The 15,762-nt window shown below is 58.5% G+C and carries 16 protein-coding genes; 12 read left to right on the top strand and 4 right to left on the bottom strand.

Annotation, left to right across the window (positions count from 1 at the left end):
- The first annotated feature begins 134 nt into the window (after positions 1-134).
- The 12 genes from mdh to lpdA all read left to right on the top strand — a co-directional run bounded on the left by mdh (position 135) and on the right by lpdA (position 12,354).
- A complete protein-coding gene (gene mdh, locus ACR3E7_RS11200; RefSeq protein ID WP_170772546.1) occupies positions 135-1,097 on the top strand; it encodes a malate dehydrogenase in 963 nt (320 codons plus the stop codon).
- 315 nt (positions 1,098-1,412) lie between these two features.
- The gene (sucC, locus tag ACR3E7_RS11205) at positions 1,413-2,606 is read left to right on the top strand and encodes an ADP-forming succinate--CoA ligase subunit beta (protein ID WP_480504491.1); all 1,194 of its coding nucleotides are present in this window, start codon (positions 1,413-1,415) and stop codon (positions 2,604-2,606) included.
- A gap of 81 nt (positions 2,607-2,687) precedes the next feature.
- Positions 2,688-3,089 (top strand): hypothetical protein, encoded by a 402-nt coding sequence (locus ACR3E7_RS11210; RefSeq protein WP_170784906.1) that lies wholly within the window; start codon positions 2,688-2,690, stop codon positions 3,087-3,089.
- Positions 3,090-3,101: 12 nt separating this feature from the next.
- Positions 3,102-3,983, top strand: a complete 882-nt coding sequence (sucD, locus tag ACR3E7_RS11215) for a succinate--CoA ligase subunit alpha (protein ID WP_170353524.1) — start codon at positions 3,102-3,104, stop codon at positions 3,981-3,983.
- Positions 3,984-4,104: 121 nt separating this feature from the next.
- A complete protein-coding gene (locus ACR3E7_RS11220) occupies positions 4,105-4,635 on the top strand; it encodes a DUF805 domain-containing protein (protein ID WP_480504490.1) in 531 nt (176 codons plus the stop codon).
- Positions 4,632-5,174: a DUF805 domain-containing protein gene (locus tag ACR3E7_RS11225; RefSeq protein WP_480504489.1), complete on the top strand. Its 543-nt coding sequence runs from the start codon at positions 4,632-4,634 to the stop codon at positions 5,172-5,174. The genes ACR3E7_RS11220 and ACR3E7_RS11225 overlap by 4 nt, the downstream gene beginning before the upstream one ends.
- On the top strand, positions 5,171-8,128 hold the full coding sequence (locus ACR3E7_RS11230; RefSeq protein WP_480504488.1) for a 2-oxoglutarate dehydrogenase E1 component: 2,958 nt from the start codon (positions 5,171-5,173) through the stop codon (positions 8,126-8,128). The genes ACR3E7_RS11225 and ACR3E7_RS11230 overlap by 4 nt, the downstream gene beginning before the upstream one ends.
- Before the next feature lie 2 nt (positions 8,129-8,130).
- A complete protein-coding gene (gene odhB / locus ACR3E7_RS11235) occupies positions 8,131-9,639 on the top strand; it encodes a 2-oxoglutarate dehydrogenase complex dihydrolipoyllysine-residue succinyltransferase (RefSeq protein ID WP_480504487.1) in 1,509 nt (502 codons plus the stop codon).
- Between the two features lie 2 nt (positions 9,640-9,641).
- Positions 9,642-9,911, top strand: coding sequence for a hypothetical protein (locus ACR3E7_RS11240; RefSeq protein WP_170784916.1), 270 nt, complete (start codon positions 9,642-9,644; stop codon positions 9,909-9,911).
- 128 nt (positions 9,912-10,039) lie between these two features.
- Entirely contained in the window at positions 10,040-10,432 is a 393-nt protein-coding gene (locus ACR3E7_RS11245) for an MAPEG family protein (RefSeq protein ID WP_480504486.1), read from the top strand.
- Positions 10,433-10,496: 64 nt separating this feature from the next.
- Positions 10,497-10,886, top strand: coding sequence for an MAPEG family protein (locus ACR3E7_RS11250; RefSeq protein ID WP_480504485.1), 390 nt, complete (start codon positions 10,497-10,499; stop codon positions 10,884-10,886).
- Between the two features lie 79 nt (positions 10,887-10,965).
- Entirely contained in the window at positions 10,966-12,354 is a 1,389-nt protein-coding gene (gene lpdA, locus ACR3E7_RS11255; RefSeq protein ID WP_480504484.1) for a dihydrolipoyl dehydrogenase, read from the top strand.
- 56 nt (positions 12,355-12,410) lie between these two features.
- On the opposite strand, the gene ACR3E7_RS11260 is transcribed toward lpdA, so the two are convergent.
- The 4 genes from ACR3E7_RS11260 to ACR3E7_RS11275 all read right to left on the bottom strand — a co-directional run bounded on the left by ACR3E7_RS11260 (position 12,411) and on the right by ACR3E7_RS11275 (position 15,742).
- Complete coding sequence (locus tag ACR3E7_RS11260) at positions 12,411-13,454, bottom strand: sterol desaturase family protein (RefSeq protein ID WP_170772565.1); 1,044 nt, start codon at positions 13,452-13,454, stop codon at positions 12,411-12,413.
- 83 nt (positions 13,455-13,537) lie between these two features.
- Entirely contained in the window at positions 13,538-14,143 is a 606-nt protein-coding gene (locus tag ACR3E7_RS11265) for a pyridoxamine 5'-phosphate oxidase family protein (protein WP_480504548.1), read from the bottom strand.
- Positions 14,130-14,870 carry a lysophospholipid acyltransferase family protein gene (locus ACR3E7_RS11270; protein ID WP_170772567.1) on the bottom strand — a complete coding sequence of 247 codons (741 nt, stop codon included), beginning with the start codon at positions 14,868-14,870 and terminating at the stop codon, positions 14,130-14,132. The genes ACR3E7_RS11265 and ACR3E7_RS11270 overlap by 14 nt, the downstream gene beginning before the upstream one ends.
- Positions 14,867-15,742, bottom strand: coding sequence for a cell division protein FtsX (locus ACR3E7_RS11275; protein WP_174819436.1), 876 nt, complete (start codon positions 15,740-15,742; stop codon positions 14,867-14,869). The genes ACR3E7_RS11270 and ACR3E7_RS11275 overlap by 4 nt, the downstream gene beginning before the upstream one ends.
- Positions 15,743-15,762 lie beyond the last annotated feature (20 nt).

Genomic DNA, 15,762 nt, shown 5'->3' on the forward strand with positions numbered 1-15,762 from the left:
TCAAAGGCCGTTTAGCGCAACCAAAGCGACCCAGCAACGGTATGCGGTTGTATGCCACGTCGTGAAACCCTTGCGTATTGCCGCTTTAGCGACTAGCACAACCGCGATTTCAAAATCCATCGGAGATATTCCACATGGCCAGACCCAAGATCGCGCTAATCGGCGCAGGTCAGATCGGCGGCACGCTCGCCCACCTCGCTGCAATGAAAGAACTGGGTGACGTCGTCCTGTTCGACATCGCCGAAGGCACCCCCGAAGGCAAGGCGCTGGACATCGCAGAATCCGGCCCCTCCGAAGGGTTCGACGCCAAGCTGAAGGGCACCCAGTCCTACGAAGACATCGCAGGCGCGGACGTCTGCATCGTCACCGCCGGTGTGCCCCGCAAACCGGGCATGAGCCGCGACGACCTGCTGGGCATCAACCTGAAGGTCATGAAATCCGTGGGTGAAGGCATCGCCGCCAACGCGCCCGATGCCTTCGTCATCTGCATCACCAACCCGCTGGACGCAATGGTCTGGGCGCTGCGCGAATTCTCGGGCCTGCCGCACAACAAAGTCTGCGGTATGGCAGGCGTTCTGGACTCGGGCCGTTTTGCTCACTTCCTGTCGGAAGAGTTCAACGTCTCCATGCGCGATGTGACCGCATTTGTGCTGGGCGGCCACGGCGACACGATGGTGCCGTCGGTGCGCTATTCAACCGTCGCCGGTATTCCTTTGCCGGATCTGGTCGAGATGGGCTGGACCACGCAGGAGAAACTGGACGCCATCGTTCAGCGTACCCGTGACGGAGGCGCCGAAATCGTTGGCCTGCTGAAAACCGGTTCGGCCTTCTACGCTCCGGCCACCTCGGCTATCGAAATGGCCGAAGCTTATCTGAAAGACCAGAAGCGCGTTCTGCCTTGCGCCGCCTTTTGCAATGGCGAGCTGGGTGTTGACGGCATGTATGTGGGCGTTCCCACCGTGATCGGTGCCGGCGGCATTGAACGGATCGTCAACATCAAGCTCAACGAAGAAGAGCAAGCTGGCTTTGACAACTCGGTCAACGCCGTGAAAGGCCTGATCGAAGCATGTAAGGGCATCGACAACTCTCTGGCGTAAGCTGCGGACCCAATCCAAATTGAAACCGGTCCAATTCTGGGCCGGTTTTCTTTTGGTCGCGTGTCGTCGCATATCGGTCGCACATGTTGGCGCAAACAGAGTAAATACCGGTTTCTGAATGCGTTACCTATCGCGAAGATGGCGTGCTCGAATCACTTTCCACATCAGTTTATTTTTGTGATCACACCTGAAAATACTGTGATCACAAATAGTGAAAATCTTCGTGAAATACCGCTTTGCTATCAAAAAAGCCTTTAAACTTGTCCCCTACACACCCCTATAAAAGGTCAATCGTAGTCAGACGGGACAATTTCGATGAACATTCACGAATACCAAGCCAAGGCGCTTCTTCGCAGCTATGGCGCCCCGGTCTCCGACGGTCGCGCGGTTCTGCGCGCCGAGGAAGCCAAAACCGCAGCCGGTGAACTGGATGGCCCCCTTTGGGTCGTAAAGGCACAAATCCACGCGGGCGGCCGCGGCAAGGGCAGCTTCAAAGAGGCTGATGCCGGTGAAAAGGGCGGTGTCCGTCTGACCAAATCGGTCGAAGAAGCCGCCGAAGAGGCCAAAAAAATGTTGGGCCGCACGCTGGTCACGCATCAGACCGGCCCTGCGGGCAAACAAGTCAACCGCATCTATATCGAAGCCGGTTCCAGCATCGAGACCGAGATGTATCTTGCCCTACTGGTGGATCGCCAAACCAGCCGTATTTCCTTCGTCTGCTCGACCGAAGGCGGCATGGATATCGAAGAAGTGGCTGCAGCCACGCCCGAGAAAATCCTGTCCTTCTCGGTTGATCCGGCCACCGGCTATCAACCTTATCACGGCCGCCGCATCGCATTTTCGCTGGGTCTGCAAGGCGCACAGGTCAAACAATGCGTCAAACTGATGAGCCAGCTTTACTCCGCCTTCGTCGAGAAGGACATGGAGATGCTGGAGATCAACCCGCTGATTGTCTCGGACAAGGGTGATCTGAAAGTGTTGGACGCCAAGGTTGGTTTCGACGGCAACGCGGTCTACCGCCACCCCGATATCGCTGAACTGCGCGACGAGACCGAAGAAGACCCCAAGGAACTCGAAGCCTCGAAATACGACCTGAACTACATCGCGCTGGATGGTGAGATCGGGTGCATGGTGAACGGTGCCGGTCTGGCGATGGCCACGATGGACATCATCAAACTGTACGGGGCCGAGCCTGCCAACTTCCTCGACGTGGGTGGCGGTGCCACTAAAGAGAAAGTGACCGAGGCGTTCAAGATCATCACCTCGGACCCGAACGTCAAAGGCATTCTGGTCAACATCTTCGGCGGCATCATGCGCTGTGATGTGATCGCCGAGGGCGTTGTGGCGGCCGTGAAAGAGGTCGGCCTGCAGGTTCCGCTGGTCGTGCGTCTGGAAGGCACCAATGTCGAGAAAGGCAAAGAGATCATCAATACCTCTGGCTTGGACGTGATCGCGGCAGACAACCTGAAAGACGGGGCCGAGAAGATCGTGAAGGCGGTTAAGGGGTAAGGGCCGCTCCGGGGCCTTTGCTCCGGCAAACGCTCCGGCGGAGCGTTTGAGGCACGAACGGGCGGAGCCCCGGAGAATGCGATGCAATATGTAGAAGCCTTCAATTCCCTCGGTTACGACGTGCCCAATCCTCGTCAAGATTGGAGTGCCGAGAAAAATGACGGTATTTGCATCACGCTCTGGAAATCCGAAGTTCAATGGACGCCTGTACCTCCGCGCCTTGATCTTTGGAAACGGGCAACACCAGGCACGACCGATTGGGAATTCCTACCCGGTCACAAAAAACGCACCGCCCACTTGGAGCGAGCTGTGTCGGAGTTTGATGGTTGGGTCGACGTAGTCGTCGTGAATGGCACCCCTGGACAAGGATATGGCGCCGCCGACCCTTGGCTGCCGAAACAACGCGCTGAATATGGTTGGCGCGTTCAAGAATTCGATAAGGCGACGGGCTTCTTTTCTGTCGCCGCAGAGAAACTGAAATAGGAGACTCCTAAAATGGCAGTCCTCATCGACGAAAATACCAAAGTGATCTGTCAGGGCTTTACCGGCTCCCAGGGCACATTCCACTCTGAACAGGCCATCGCTTATGGCACTAAGATGGTCGGCGGTGTGACGCCGGGCAAAGGCGGGATGACCCATCTTGACCTGCCCGTGTTCAACTCGGTCCACGAGGCAAAGCATGTGACCGAGGCGAACGCCTCGGTGATCTATGTTCCGCCGCCCTTCGCAGCTGACTCGATCCTCGAAGCGATTGATGCCGAGATGGAAGTGATCGTCTGCATCACCGAAGGCATCCCGGTTCTGGACATGATGAAGGTGAAACGCGCGTTGGAAGGCTCGAAATCGCGCCTGATCGGCCCGAACTGCCCCGGTGTCATCACGCCCGATGCCTGCAAAATCGGCATCATGCCCGGCCACATTCACAAGCGCGGCTCGGTCGGTGTTGTGTCGCGTTCGGGCACTCTGACCTATGAGGCCGTCAAACAGACCACCGATGTGGGTCTGGGCCAGTCCACCTGCGTCGGCATCGGCGGCGACCCGATCAAAGGAACCGAGCATATCGACGTGCTGGAATGGTTCCTGGCGGATGACGAGACCCACTCGATCATCATGATCGGTGAGATCGGTGGCTCGGCCGAGGAAGAAGCCGCACAGTTCCTGGCGGATGAGGCCAAGAAGGGCCGCAAAAAGCCCGTCGCAGGCTTCATCGCAGGCCGCACCGCCCCTCCGGGCCGCCGCATGGGCCACGCGGGCGCGATCGTCGCCGGCGGCAAAGGCGGTGCCGAGGACAAGATCGAAGCCATGCGCTCGGCCGGTATCGTTGTGGCAGAAAGCCCCGCGACGCTGGGTGAGGCCGTGCTGGAAGCGATTGGCTGATGACAAACCGACTCTCCACAGGCGCTGAGGGTAGCGCCCGACCCTGGGTGGGTGCTGCAAGCGCCCTCCCGGGGGGAGGGTCGGGCACTGCCCGGCGTTGCCGCCGGGCGGGTGGGTGCTGATGGGACCAAAATGCGCTATATCGTTGGGTTTTCGAAAGGTCTTTGATTTTTCGGGACGCGCCTCTCGATCCGAATTCTGGTGGATGTTTCTCGCGAGTTTGGTCGTCACTCTGTTCTTCCAGATTTTCTCGGCAAGCCTCATAGTCGCGTCACTGGGGTCAAGCGCTTTGGCATCCGGTCCGCTAACGGCGGAAAACCTTCCGCTTGGCTTGATGGTCTCAGCTTTCGTTTTTCTCTTTTGTTTTCTAATGCTCCCGACGGTATCCCGAAGGTTCAAAGACCATGGCTGGCGAGGTGGCTGGTTCTACATTGCTGCATGGATAAACGGCGTTTCAGGTGCTGCCCTCACGATTTGCGCGATGCTTTTCCTGGCTGGGCGTGCAGAAACTGCCGTGCAAATCCTTGTTCCCGCCATGCTATTGGGCTTCATCCCCTACGGAAGCGTATTGTGGTGTTTCTGGATTGGGTTTGTAAAACCTGAGAACAGCTCGAATCTATATGGTTTGAACCCTGTTGGAGCGATCCCATGACCTTCTCTGACGCCATCCGCACCTGTTTCTCCAAGTTCTTCACCTTCTCGGGTCGCGCCTCGCGGCCTGAATACTGGTTCTTTTTCATGTTCATCGTGATCTGGAGCCTCATCGCAGGTTTCATTGACCTTCAGTTTTTCACGCAAGTCGCCACGACCGAGACCGAAACGACGAAATCCGTCGCTGCCACTTCGAGTCAACCGGTGCAGAGCATTGTCAGCCTAATCGTCTTCTTCCCGCATCTCGCGGTCGCATGGCGGCGGATGCATGATACCGGACGCAGCGGGCTTTATGCCCTGTTTCCGCTGCTGCTGATGGCCGGGGCCGTTGCGGTGCTGGTGTTCGGCATTGGAATGGCGTCCAGCTTCCAGCATGGCGGCAATCTGGATATCTTGTTCACCCGCGCGACTTTACTGATTGTTATACCCACACTTCTAGTCCTGATGATCTCGCCCCTCCTGGTGCTGTGGTGGCTGACCCGCCCCAGCCAGCCAGGCACCAACCAATACGGTCCCAACCCATATGAGGTAACCCAATGACCGAGCACTCGCCCAACTCCGCCTTTCATGCCTCAAGCTTCATGCAGGGGCACAATGCCGAATATCTGGAACAGCTATACGCTCAATACACGCGGGACCCGAATGCAGTAGATGCGGCCTGGGTCGAGTTCTTTCGCGCCATGGGCGATGCTTCGCCGGATGTGCAGCGCGAGGCCGAGGGCCCGTCCTGGGCGCGCACTGACTGGCCGCCGATGCCTGCGGATGACCTGACGGGCGCGCTTACCGGTGAGTGGGCCGAGATCGACGCCAAGGCGGCGGGCAAAAAGATCAAGGACAAAGCAGCGGACAAGGGCGTTGCGGTCAGCGAAGATCAGATCAAGCGCGCGGTTCTGGACAGCCTGCGCGCACTGATGCTGATCCGGGCCTATCGTATCCGGGGTCATCTGGCCGCCAATCTGGACCCGTTGGGGATGCGTGCTGCGACCAACCACCCCGAATTGGACCCCAAGACCTATGGCTTTACCGAGGCCGACATGGACCGGCCGATCTTTATCGACAACGTGCTGGGCCTGCAGATGGCCTCGATGCGGCAGATCGTCGATATCGTGAAGCGGACCTATTGCGGCACCTTCGCGCTGCAATACATGCATATTTCCGATCCCGAACAGGCCGCGTGGCTGAAAGAGCGGATCGAAGGCTATGGCAAGGAAATCGCGTTCACCAAGGAAGGCCGCAAGGCGATCCTGAACAAGATGGTCGAGGCCGAGGGTTTCGAGAAATTCCTGCACGTCAAATACATGGGCACCAAGCGGTTCGGTCTGGACGGCGGTGAGGCTCTGATCCCCGCGATGGAACAGATCATCAAGCGCGGCGGCGCGCTGGGTGTGCGTGACATTGTTATCGGGATGCCGCACCGAGGCCGTCTTAACATTCTGGCCAACGTGATGCGCAAACCCTATCGCGCGATCTTCAACGAATTCCAGGGCGGCAGCTTCAAGCCCGAGGATGTGGATGGCTCAGGCGATGTAAAATACCACCTGGGTGCGTCCAGCGACCGGGAATTTGACGGCAACAATGTCCACCTGTCGCTGACCGCCAACCCCAGCCACCTTGAGGCCGTGAACCCGGTAGTTCTGGGCAAGGTCCGCGCCAAGCAGGACCAGCTGAAGGATGACGAGCGTACGGCGGTGATGGGCATTCTGCTGCACGGCGACGCGGCCTTTGCAGGTCAGGGCGTTGTGGCCGAAGGGTTCGGTCTGTCCGGCCTGCGGGGGCATAAGACCGGTGGCACCATGCATATCGTGGTGAACAACCAGATCGGTTTCACCACGGCGCCTCATTTCAGCCGCTCCAGCCCCTATCCCACCGATATCGCGCTGATGGTTGAAGCGCCGATTTTCCACGTGAACGGTGACGATCCCGAGGCGGTGGTTCACGCCGCAAAAGTGGCGACCGAATTCCGCCAGAAGTTCCACAAGGACGTGGTTATCGACATCTTCTGCTATCGCCGGTTTGGTCACAACGAGGGCGATGAGCCCATGTTCACCAACCCGATCATGTACAAGAAGATCAAGACGCATAAGACCACGCTGTCGCTTTATACGGAACGCTTGGTCAAGGATGGCCTGATCCCCGAAGGCGAAATCGAGGATATGAAAGCCGCTTTCCAGGCCCACCTGAATGACGAGTTCGAGGCCGGGAAAGATTACAAACCCAACAAGGCCGACTGGCTGGACGGGCGCTGGTCACATCTGGACAAAAACAAAGAAGAGTATGTCCGGGGCGACACGGCGATCTCGCCGGAAACCATGGCCGAGGTCGGCAACGCTCTGACCCATGTGCCCGAAGATATCGCGCTGCACAAAACCGTCGGCCGACTTTTGGACCACAAGAAAAAGATGTTCGAAAGCGGCAAGGGGTTCGACTGGGCAACCGGCGAAGCGCTGGCGTTTGGCTCGCTTCTAACCGAGGGCTATCCGGTCCGCTTGTCCGGTCAGGATGCAACGCGAGGGACATTCAGCCAACGCCACTCGGGCTTTGTGCATCAGGAGACCGAGGCACGATACTATCCGCTCAACAACATCCGGGCCGGACAGTCGCACTATGAAGTGATCGACTCGATGCTGTCGGAATATGCGGTGCTGGGTTTTGAATACGGCTATTCGCTGGCCGAACCCAATGCCCTGACCTTATGGGAGGCGCAGTTCGGCGACTTTGCCAACGGCGCGCAGATCATGTTTGACCAGTTCATCAGCTCGGGTGAAAGCAAATGGCTGCGTATGTCCGGTTTGGTCTGTCTGTTGCCGCACGGGTTTGAAGGTCAGGGGCCTGAACACTCGTCCGCGCGTCTGGAACGCTTCCTGCAGATGTGCGGGCAGGACAACTGGATCGTGGCGAACTGCACGACGCCGGCGAACTATTTCCACATCCTGCGCCGCCAGCTGCACAGGACTTTCCGAAAACCGCTGATCATGGTGACGCCAAAATCACTGCTGCGTCACAAATTGGCCGTCAGCACCGCGGATCAATTCACCACCGGATCCAGCTTCCACCGGGTGCTGTGGGATGACGCGCAGCATGGCAACTCGGACACCAAGCTGGTCGCAGATGACAAGGTCAAGCGGGTCGTTCTGTGTTCAGGCAAGGTCTACTATGACTTGCTCGAAGAACGCGACGCGCGCGGGATCGACGACGTCTACCTGATGCGGATCGAGCAATATTATCCGTTCCCGGCGCATTCGCTGATCAATGAGCTTGAGCGCTTCAAAGGGGCCGAGATCGTCTGGTGTCAGGAAGAGCCCAAGAACCAGGGTGCCTGGTCCTTTATCGAACCCAACATCGAATGGGTTCTGACCCGGATTAAAGCAAAACATACACGGCCCCGCTATGTCGGCCGCGCTACTTCGGCCTCGCCCGCGACGGGTCTGGCCAGCCAACACAAAGCCCAACAAGAAGCGCTGGTTAACGAAGCGCTGAGCATTGAAGGAAAATAATGATGTCCATTGAAATTCGTGTTCCCACGCTGGGCGAGTCGGTCACCGAGGCCACAGTTGCAACCTGGTTCAAGAAGCCGGGTGACGCAGTGGCCGTGGATGAAATGCTGTGCGAGTTGGAGACTGACAAAGTTACAGTCGAAGTGCCCGCCCCCGCAGCCGGCGTGATGGGCGAGATCGTCGCCGCCGAGGGTGAAACCGTTGGCGTTGATGCCTTGTTGGCCACTATCACCGCAGGAGAGGGCGCAGCCGCTGCTCCGGCACCGGCGGCGGCGGCCCCGGCAGCTGAGGCTCCGGCCGCATCGGGTGGCAGCGTTGACGTAATGGTTCCCACGCTGGGTGAATCCGTGACCGAGGCGACCGTGTCCACATGGTTCAAACAGGTCGGCGACGCCGTCGCGCAGGATGAAATGCTGTGTGAGCTGGAAACCGACAAGGTTTCAGTCGAAGTTCCAGCCCCCGCCGCAGGTGTTCTTGCGGAAATCACCGCGCCGGAGGGCACGACCGTTGACGCATCGGCGAAACTGGCCGTGATCTCGGGCGCAGGTGCTGTTGCGGTTCCGGCGGCTGCTCCGGCAGCGGCGGCCCCTGCAGCTGCGGCCACGGGCAAGGACGTGTCCAACGCACCTTCGGCTGAGAAAGCGATGGCACAAGCCGGTCTGTCGGCTGATCAGGTCACCGGCACCGGCCGCGACGGCCGCATCATGAAAGAAGACGTGGCCCGCGCCGTGGCAACGGCTGCCGCACCCGCGCCTGCTGCCTCTCCGGCACCTGCCCCTGCGCCGCGCGCGCCTGTGGCCGCCGATGACGCTGCGCGCGAGGAACGGGTCAAAATGACTCGCCTGCGCCAGACCATCGCCAAGCGTCTGAAAGACAGCCAGAACACCGCCGCCATGCTGACCACCTACAACGAGGTGGACATGACTGAAGTGATGGCACTGCGCAGCCAGTATAAGGACCAGTTCGAGAAGAAGCACGGCGTGCGTCTGGGCTTTATGTCCTTCTTCACCAAGGCCTGCTGCCACGCGCTGAAAGAAGTGCCCGAGGTGAACGCCGAGATCGACGGCACCGACATTGTCTACAAGAACTTCGTTCATATGGGCGTGGCCGCCGGCACGCCGACCGGTCTGGTGGTTCCGGTCATCCGCGATGCTGACAGCATGTCTTTTGCTGCGATCGAGAAAGCCATTGCCGAAAAAGGTAAGCGCGCCCGTGACGGCAAGCTGTCCATGGCTGAGATGCAGGGCGGCACCTTCACCATCTCGAACGGTGGTGTTTACGGCTCGCTGATGTCCTCGCCGATCCTCAACCCCCCGCAGTCGGGTATTCTGGGCATGCACAAGATTCAGGACCGCCCGATGGCGATCAATGGTCAGGTGGTGATCCGCCCGATGATGTATCTGGCGCTGTCCTATGACCACCGGATCGTTGACGGCAAAGGTGCGGTGACCTTCCTGGTTCGCGTCAAAGAGGCGTTGGAAGATCCGCGCCGCCTGCTGATGGATCTGTAATCATGGCAACCCATGTTCTCTGGCAGGCCGATGTGGCTGATTTCAACGCCTGGCTGACCGTGTTCCGCGAAGATCAGCCAATGCGCAAGGCGGCAGGTATCCATGACCTGCACGTCTGGCGCGATCCTGATCAGCGCGATCACGCCATCGCCATGTTTGAGGTGCGCGATCTGGACAAGGCCCGTGCTTTTCTGGATTCGCAGGAACTGGCGATGCACCACGAACGCGGCGGCGTGGCCCATATTCAAGTGAAACTGCTGAAACCAGTCTGATCTGAAAAAAACCGTGTGCGGGGTCAACTCGCACACGGGCACGCAAATACCCGTGAACCCAGCCTGCCTTCGCGCCCGGTGAATGGTAGTCGCAAGACCGGACTGAGATTGACAAAAGGATACCTATCATGTCTTCCGAGCTTTCGATTCTTGCCCTCTATGGCCTGGTGGTCATTATTGTGGTTTTGCTGAATATCCTGACTGCAATGTCTCAGGTCGGGTTGATGACGCTGGGCGGCGCACGCGATGACATGCCGTCGCTGACCGGCGTCGCAGGTCGGGTGGAGCGCGCTTTGGCCAATTCAGTCGTCGCTATGGCACTGTTTGCACCTGCCATTCTGATCCTGTCCGCCAAGGACGCTTTTACCGGCGGTACGTTGTTTGCCGCGCAGATATTCCTGATCGCGCGGATCGTTTTTGTTCCGATCTACGCGTTTGCCATTCCCGTACCGTTCCTGCGCACAACCGTCTGGCTGGCCGGATTTTTCGCAACGGCCTATCTATACCTCCAGGCGCTTTGAGGCGTTTGCGGCCGCGGCTTTGGCGACGCGGCCACTCTCAGGCCCTGCAAAATCGGATAACCAAATGACCCCCGAAATCACAGTTCTGACCCTGGCCGCCTTGCTTTGGGCCGTTCAGTTCATTGCCTATCTGGCCGTCAGCCACGGCAAAATGGATGTGAACAAGGCGATCGGGCCCCGCGACACGGAAATTGACCGGCCCGGAGCCTCGGGGCGGATGCATCGTGCGCTCAGCAACCTGACCGAAGGGCTGACCCTGTTTGCCATCGCCGCCCTCGTGATTACCGTGACAGGACAATCGACCTCATTCACCGCCACTGCTGCCTGGATTTTTCTGGTTGCACGCGTCATCTATGTCCCCGCTTATGCGCTGGGTTGGACACCATGGCGTACAATCGTCTGGCTTGTCAGCTTTTTCGCAACTGTCGCAATGCTGCTTGCGGCGCTGTTTTAATCTTGCATCTCACGCTGGTATAAGAAGCCTACGGACCCGGGCGCATGCCCTCCCCCGAGAACAACAAAGGACCATTTGAATGGCAAACTATGACGTCATCGTAATCGGAGCCGGCCCCGGCGGCTATGTCTGCGCCATCCGTTGCGCCCAGCTGGGCCTGAAAACCGCCGTTGTCGAAGGGCGTGAAACGCTGGGCGGCACTTGCCTGAATGTGGGCTGCATCCCGTCCAAGGCGCTGCTGCATGCCAGTCACCAGCTACACGAGGCAGAACATAACTTTGCCAAGATGGGCCTCAAGGGTAAAAGCCCCTCGGTCGACTGGAAACAGATGCAGGCCTACAAGGACGAGGTGATCGACGGCAACACCAAGGGCATCGAGTTCCTGTTCAAGAAGAACAAAATCGACTGGCTGAAAGGCTGGGGCTCGATCCCAGCTGCCGGCCAGGTGAAGGTGGGTGACGAGGTTCACACCGCCAAAAACATCATAATCGCATCAGGGTCCGAGCCGTCCTCGCTGCCCGGTGTCGAGGTGGACGAAAAGGTCGTCGTGACATCGACCGGCGCGCTGTCGCTGGGCAAGATTCCAAAAAAGATGGTTGTAATCGGCGCGGGCGTGATCGGGCTGGAACTGGGCTCGGTCTACAGCCGTTTAGGGGCCCAGGTGACAGTGATCGAATTCCTCAAGGAGATCACGCCGGGCATGGACCCCGAGGTTCAGAAAACCTTCCAGCGTATCCTTAAGAAACAGGGCCTGAATTTTGTCATGGGGGCTGCGGTTCAAAAGACCGAAGCCACCAAGACCAAGGCCAAAGTCACCTATAAGCTGTTGAAAGATGACAGCGAGCATATGATCGAGGCCGACACCGTGCTGGTCGCCACCGGGCGCAAACCCTTCTCGGACGGGCTGGGGCTGGACGCGTTGGGGGTTGAGATGACACCGCGCGGTCAGATCAAGGTCGGCAGTGACTGGCAAACCAACGTGCCTGGCGTCTACGCCATCGGTGACGTGACCGAAGGCCCGATGCTGGCCCATAAGGCCGAGGATGAAGGCATGGCCGCAGCCGAGCAGGTCGCAGGCAAGCACGGCCATGTGAACTATGGTGTCATTCCGGGCGTGATTTATACTTGGCCCGAAGTCGCGAATGTGGGCGAAACCGAAGCCACGCTGAAGGAAGCAGGGCGTGCCTACAAAGTTGGCAAGTTTATGTTCATGGGCAATGGCCGCGCCAAGGCAAACTTTGCCGCCGACGGGTTTGTAAAAATCCTCGCCGACAAGGACACTGACCGCATTCTGGGCGCCCACATCATCGGCCCAGCAGCTGGTGACCTGATCCACGAGGTCTGCGTTGCAATGGAATTCGGCGCCTCGGCCGAAGATCTGGCCCTGACCTGCCACGCGCACCCGACCTATTCCGAAGCAGTGCGCGAAGCGGCTCTGGCCTGCGGCGACGGGCCAATCCACAGCTGATACGGAAAAGCGGCGCGATGCTCCGGGTACATCGCGCCGCACCTTAACTTGGCGAATTACTCGGCAGGTTCACTGCTGTGAGGTTGCTGCGCATTAGGTTTGGCGCGAAGTTTGCGCCGCATAAGGGTCCATGCGTCCTTGAAGGGCACGAAATACAGTCTCATACAAGTATTCAGTTCCTGGCCTTTGTCTTTCTCGGTCACACCAAATTTCACATCTCGATTGTCGTCCGGCATAACATATGTGCCAAACAACACGTCCCAGACCGGAAACATGAAGGCAAAGTTCTTGTCCAGATGATCCGGGTGACAACTGTGATGCACATGATGATGAGCCGGAGATGGGAAGACCTTGGACCAAACACCAGGCCAACGCAGCCAAATATGGGAATGCCGCAGATTGTAGCCCACGGCATTGAACAAGAACATCAACAGCGGCACACCTAGAATAACGGGAATATTTGGATGATATCCCAGTATGCGAAAGGTAAAACCCGTTACCGCGCCGCTGCCTAGGCCAATCGCCAGGTGATAGAACAGGTTGTCAACGGGATGTTCGCGGAAGTTCGAGATCGGATGCATGACCTCAGCACTGTGATGAACTTTATGAAACTGCCACAACAGTGGAATTTTGTGCTGTAGATAGTGGCAGTAAAAGCCAATGAAATCCAACACCAGAAAGAGCACAAACATATAGACTATGGTGATAGTGGCCCCCACCCAACCTGTGAGGTGTTTGCCATCCTCAACGGTGGAAGGGTCAAACCCACCACTGGCCCAATAATAGGATACCGCCGCAGAGCCAGCCAGAAGACCTAGCAACAGGAAATGCCCAATCAGCATGTGGAAGAAGAAATATCTTACGTCCAGCCACGCTGACGGATGTCGCCAGACTTTCTTTGGAAACAGAAACCCGAAGAACGTCGTTTCTCCGTCAACCTCTGAAGACACACGCCTTTTCCGGGCATAGATCCAGAACGCGATGAGGAAAGAAGTTGCCAGATACAGGACATAAACTCGGTTATCTGGGTTAAGCGGATACAACAACACGCTTTTTGCGTGGATCAGGAACTCTTGCCAATATGTTTGCAACTGCTGCATCTAAGCCTCCGGTTTCGCTCATCCTATTTTTGCGTCCGTATTTGTCCACCCGTGTGGCGATACCGTGAAATATTGTGGGCTGATCACCACATCGTTTTCTCGGCGCGCGCGCGCCATTCGGCGTCATAGCGCGCGCCGCCTTCGTCTCCGTTCGAAGCTTCGGCCAGGATCTCCCCCATCGTCGGAAGGGTGGCGCTTTCGTCACCACTGCGCCAAGTACGGGCCCGCATCAACGCACGGGCGCATTGGGTGTAGACCTCAGCGATGTCGATAACGATCACCGTGGCGGGGTGCTTGCCCTTTTTGTCAAACCGGGCGGTCAAGCAGGGATCCGCAGTCACGCGGGCCGTTCCGTTCACGCGCACCACGTTGTTGGAACCGGGCACTATGAACATCAGCGCCACGCGCGGGTCACGGACGATGTTACGCAGGCTGTCCAACCGGTTGTTTCCACGCCAATCCGGCAGGGCAAGTGTCCTGTCGTCCAGCTCCAGAACCACCGGACCATCGTCGCCACGCGGGCTGCCATCCACACCTTCCGGCCCAACCGTGCTAAGGATGCACAGCCGCGAAGCCATGATCCATTGCCGGTAAAGCGGAGTCAGACGAGGCGCAACTTTACGCAAAGACGGTGCCGCTGGCGTGCCATAGAGTGCCTCGAGCGTTTCGATATCGTCAATGTACTGCATCCAGGTCAAACCCCACTTCCTGCATCAACGCGTTCGAGCGCGTTTCGATCACCTCTTCTAGGCGGGCCAGAAACGGATCGCGGTCAACGCCGGGCTCGATCTGGTCAAGGAAATCGACGATCGCAAGGCCCGGCTTGCGCATAATGCCCGTGCGGGGCCAGAAAACACCCGCATTGGTCGCCACAGGAATGCACGGAAAGTTAAGCCCCTCATACAGCACGGCGGTTCCAACCTTATAGGGTTTGCGCGCGCCGGGCGCGACGCGCGTTCCTTGCGGGTAGATCACCAACTGGCCGGGTTCGGAAAACTCTTTGGCCACATCCTTGACCATCTTGGCCACCGCCGCGCCACGCTTGCCGCGATCCACCGGGATACAGCCCAGCCGACGCGCATATATCCCGATGATCGGTGTCCACATAAGCTCGCGTTTCATGATGAACTTGGCCTGCGGCATGGCATTGAAGATCATCATAATATCAAGAAACGACTGGTGTTTTGCCCCAACAACCACTTCATCAACCGGTGGCGTGCCACGCACTTCACAGCGGATACCGACCATCCAGCTAGCCAGCCACATGGTGCTGCGCGCATAGGTCTTGCACGCCCGTCGCGCACCTTGTTTGGCAAAGATTGCATAGGGGGCGAACACGATCCCAAGAATCAGCATCCACACATAGATCACGATCATGAAGATCAGTGACCGAACCCATTGAACTGCCGCCATCACGAAAGCTCCTTCAATTTGCGCGTTGCCGCCGTCCAGGTCGCCAGAAAAGCCACGGCTGCACCGAGGATCGGGATCAGCGCCGGCAACAACCAGCCCAAACCGCGAAATCCCAGACCGGTCAGAAACCCTCCCTCATCCGAGGCTTCGGGCAATAGCAACACCCCGATCATACCGAACAGAACACCGACCACAGCCCCAAAGAAAGCGCGATAGGTGAAACGGCGCACAAAAGCATGAGCGATGAACCGGTCGCGGGCACCGACAAGCCGCAGAACCTCGATAATCTGGGCATTGGCCGCAAGCGACGCATTAGCCGCCAGAGTAATCATTGCCGCCGTTGCACCTCCGATCAGCAGGATCGAGATCCAACCCAAACGCCGCAGTGACATGGCCGCATCGACCAGCGGTGCGCGCCAGCGGGTGTGGTCGTCCAGAACGGCGCCCGGTGCCTCGGCCCCCAGACGCAGGCGCAGACCGGCCACATCCATGCCGGGCTCGCCCTCGATAATCTCGATCAATTGCGGTACGGGCAGCGTGTCCAGTGGCAGGTCGGACCCGAACCAGGGGGACAACAACGCGATCTGTTCCTCGGCAGTCAACGCGCGCGCCGAAGCCACACCCGGTGTTTGTGACAACACATCCAACGCGGCCTTAGTCTGGGCCGCCATCTGATCAGCCGGGGCATTGATACGCAGGGTGGCCGCACCAGCCAGTTCCGTGGCCCATCGTTCGGCCAATCGGTCAGAGGCAAGCGACAGTGCCAGTGCAAACACCGCCAGAAAGGCCATCGCGCCGGACACGAACAGGGTCAGATGCGCCGTATACCCGGTCGGGGGCACCACCCGGTCGGCCCTGCTATCGGGCAACAGCATGTTGCGAAGACTGTCTTGCG

It is taken from the genome of Ruegeria sp. BK1, assembly GCF_056535645.1.

Excerpts from the sequence above, each read along its gene's own strand:
- mdh (WP_170772546.1), top strand. The coding sequence starts at position 135 with ATGGCCAGACCCAAGATCGCGCTAATCGGCGCAGGTCAGATCGGCGGC.
- ACR3E7_RS11245 (WP_480504486.1), top strand. The coding sequence starts at position 10,040 with ATGTCTTCCGAGCTTTCGATTCTTGCCCTCTATGGCCTGGTGGTCATT.
- lpdA (WP_480504484.1), top strand. The coding sequence starts at position 10,966 with ATGGCAAACTATGACGTCATCGTAATCGGAGCCGGCCCCGGCGGCTAT.
- ACR3E7_RS11265 (WP_480504548.1), bottom strand. The coding sequence starts at position 14,143 with ATGCAGTACATTGACGATATCGAAACGCTCGAGGCACTCTATGGCACG.
- sucD (WP_170353524.1), top strand. The coding sequence starts at position 3,102 with ATGGCAGTCCTCATCGACGAAAATACCAAAGTGATCTGTCAGGGCTTT.
- ACR3E7_RS11210 (WP_170784906.1), top strand. The coding sequence starts at position 2,688 with ATGCAATATGTAGAAGCCTTCAATTCCCTCGGTTACGACGTGCCCAAT.
- ACR3E7_RS11225 (WP_480504489.1), top strand. The coding sequence starts at position 4,632 with ATGACCTTCTCTGACGCCATCCGCACCTGTTTCTCCAAGTTCTTCACC.
- ACR3E7_RS11275 (WP_174819436.1), bottom strand. The coding sequence starts at position 15,742 with ATGCTGTTGCCCGATAGCAGGGCCGACCGGGTGGTGCCCCCGACCGGG.
- ACR3E7_RS11220 (WP_480504490.1), top strand. The coding sequence starts at position 4,105 with ATGGGACCAAAATGCGCTATATCGTTGGGTTTTCGAAAGGTCTTTGAT.
- sucC (WP_480504491.1), top strand. The coding sequence starts at position 1,413 with ATGAACATTCACGAATACCAAGCCAAGGCGCTTCTTCGCAGCTATGGC.
- ACR3E7_RS11260 (WP_170772565.1), bottom strand. The coding sequence starts at position 13,454 with ATGCAGCAGTTGCAAACATATTGGCAAGAGTTCCTGATCCACGCAAAA.
- odhB (WP_480504487.1), top strand. The coding sequence starts at position 8,131 with ATGTCCATTGAAATTCGTGTTCCCACGCTGGGCGAGTCGGTCACCGAG.
- ACR3E7_RS11240 (WP_170784916.1), top strand. The coding sequence starts at position 9,642 with ATGGCAACCCATGTTCTCTGGCAGGCCGATGTGGCTGATTTCAACGCC.
- ACR3E7_RS11250 (WP_480504485.1), top strand. The coding sequence starts at position 10,497 with ATGACCCCCGAAATCACAGTTCTGACCCTGGCCGCCTTGCTTTGGGCC.
- ACR3E7_RS11230 (WP_480504488.1), top strand. The coding sequence starts at position 5,171 with ATGACCGAGCACTCGCCCAACTCCGCCTTTCATGCCTCAAGCTTCATG.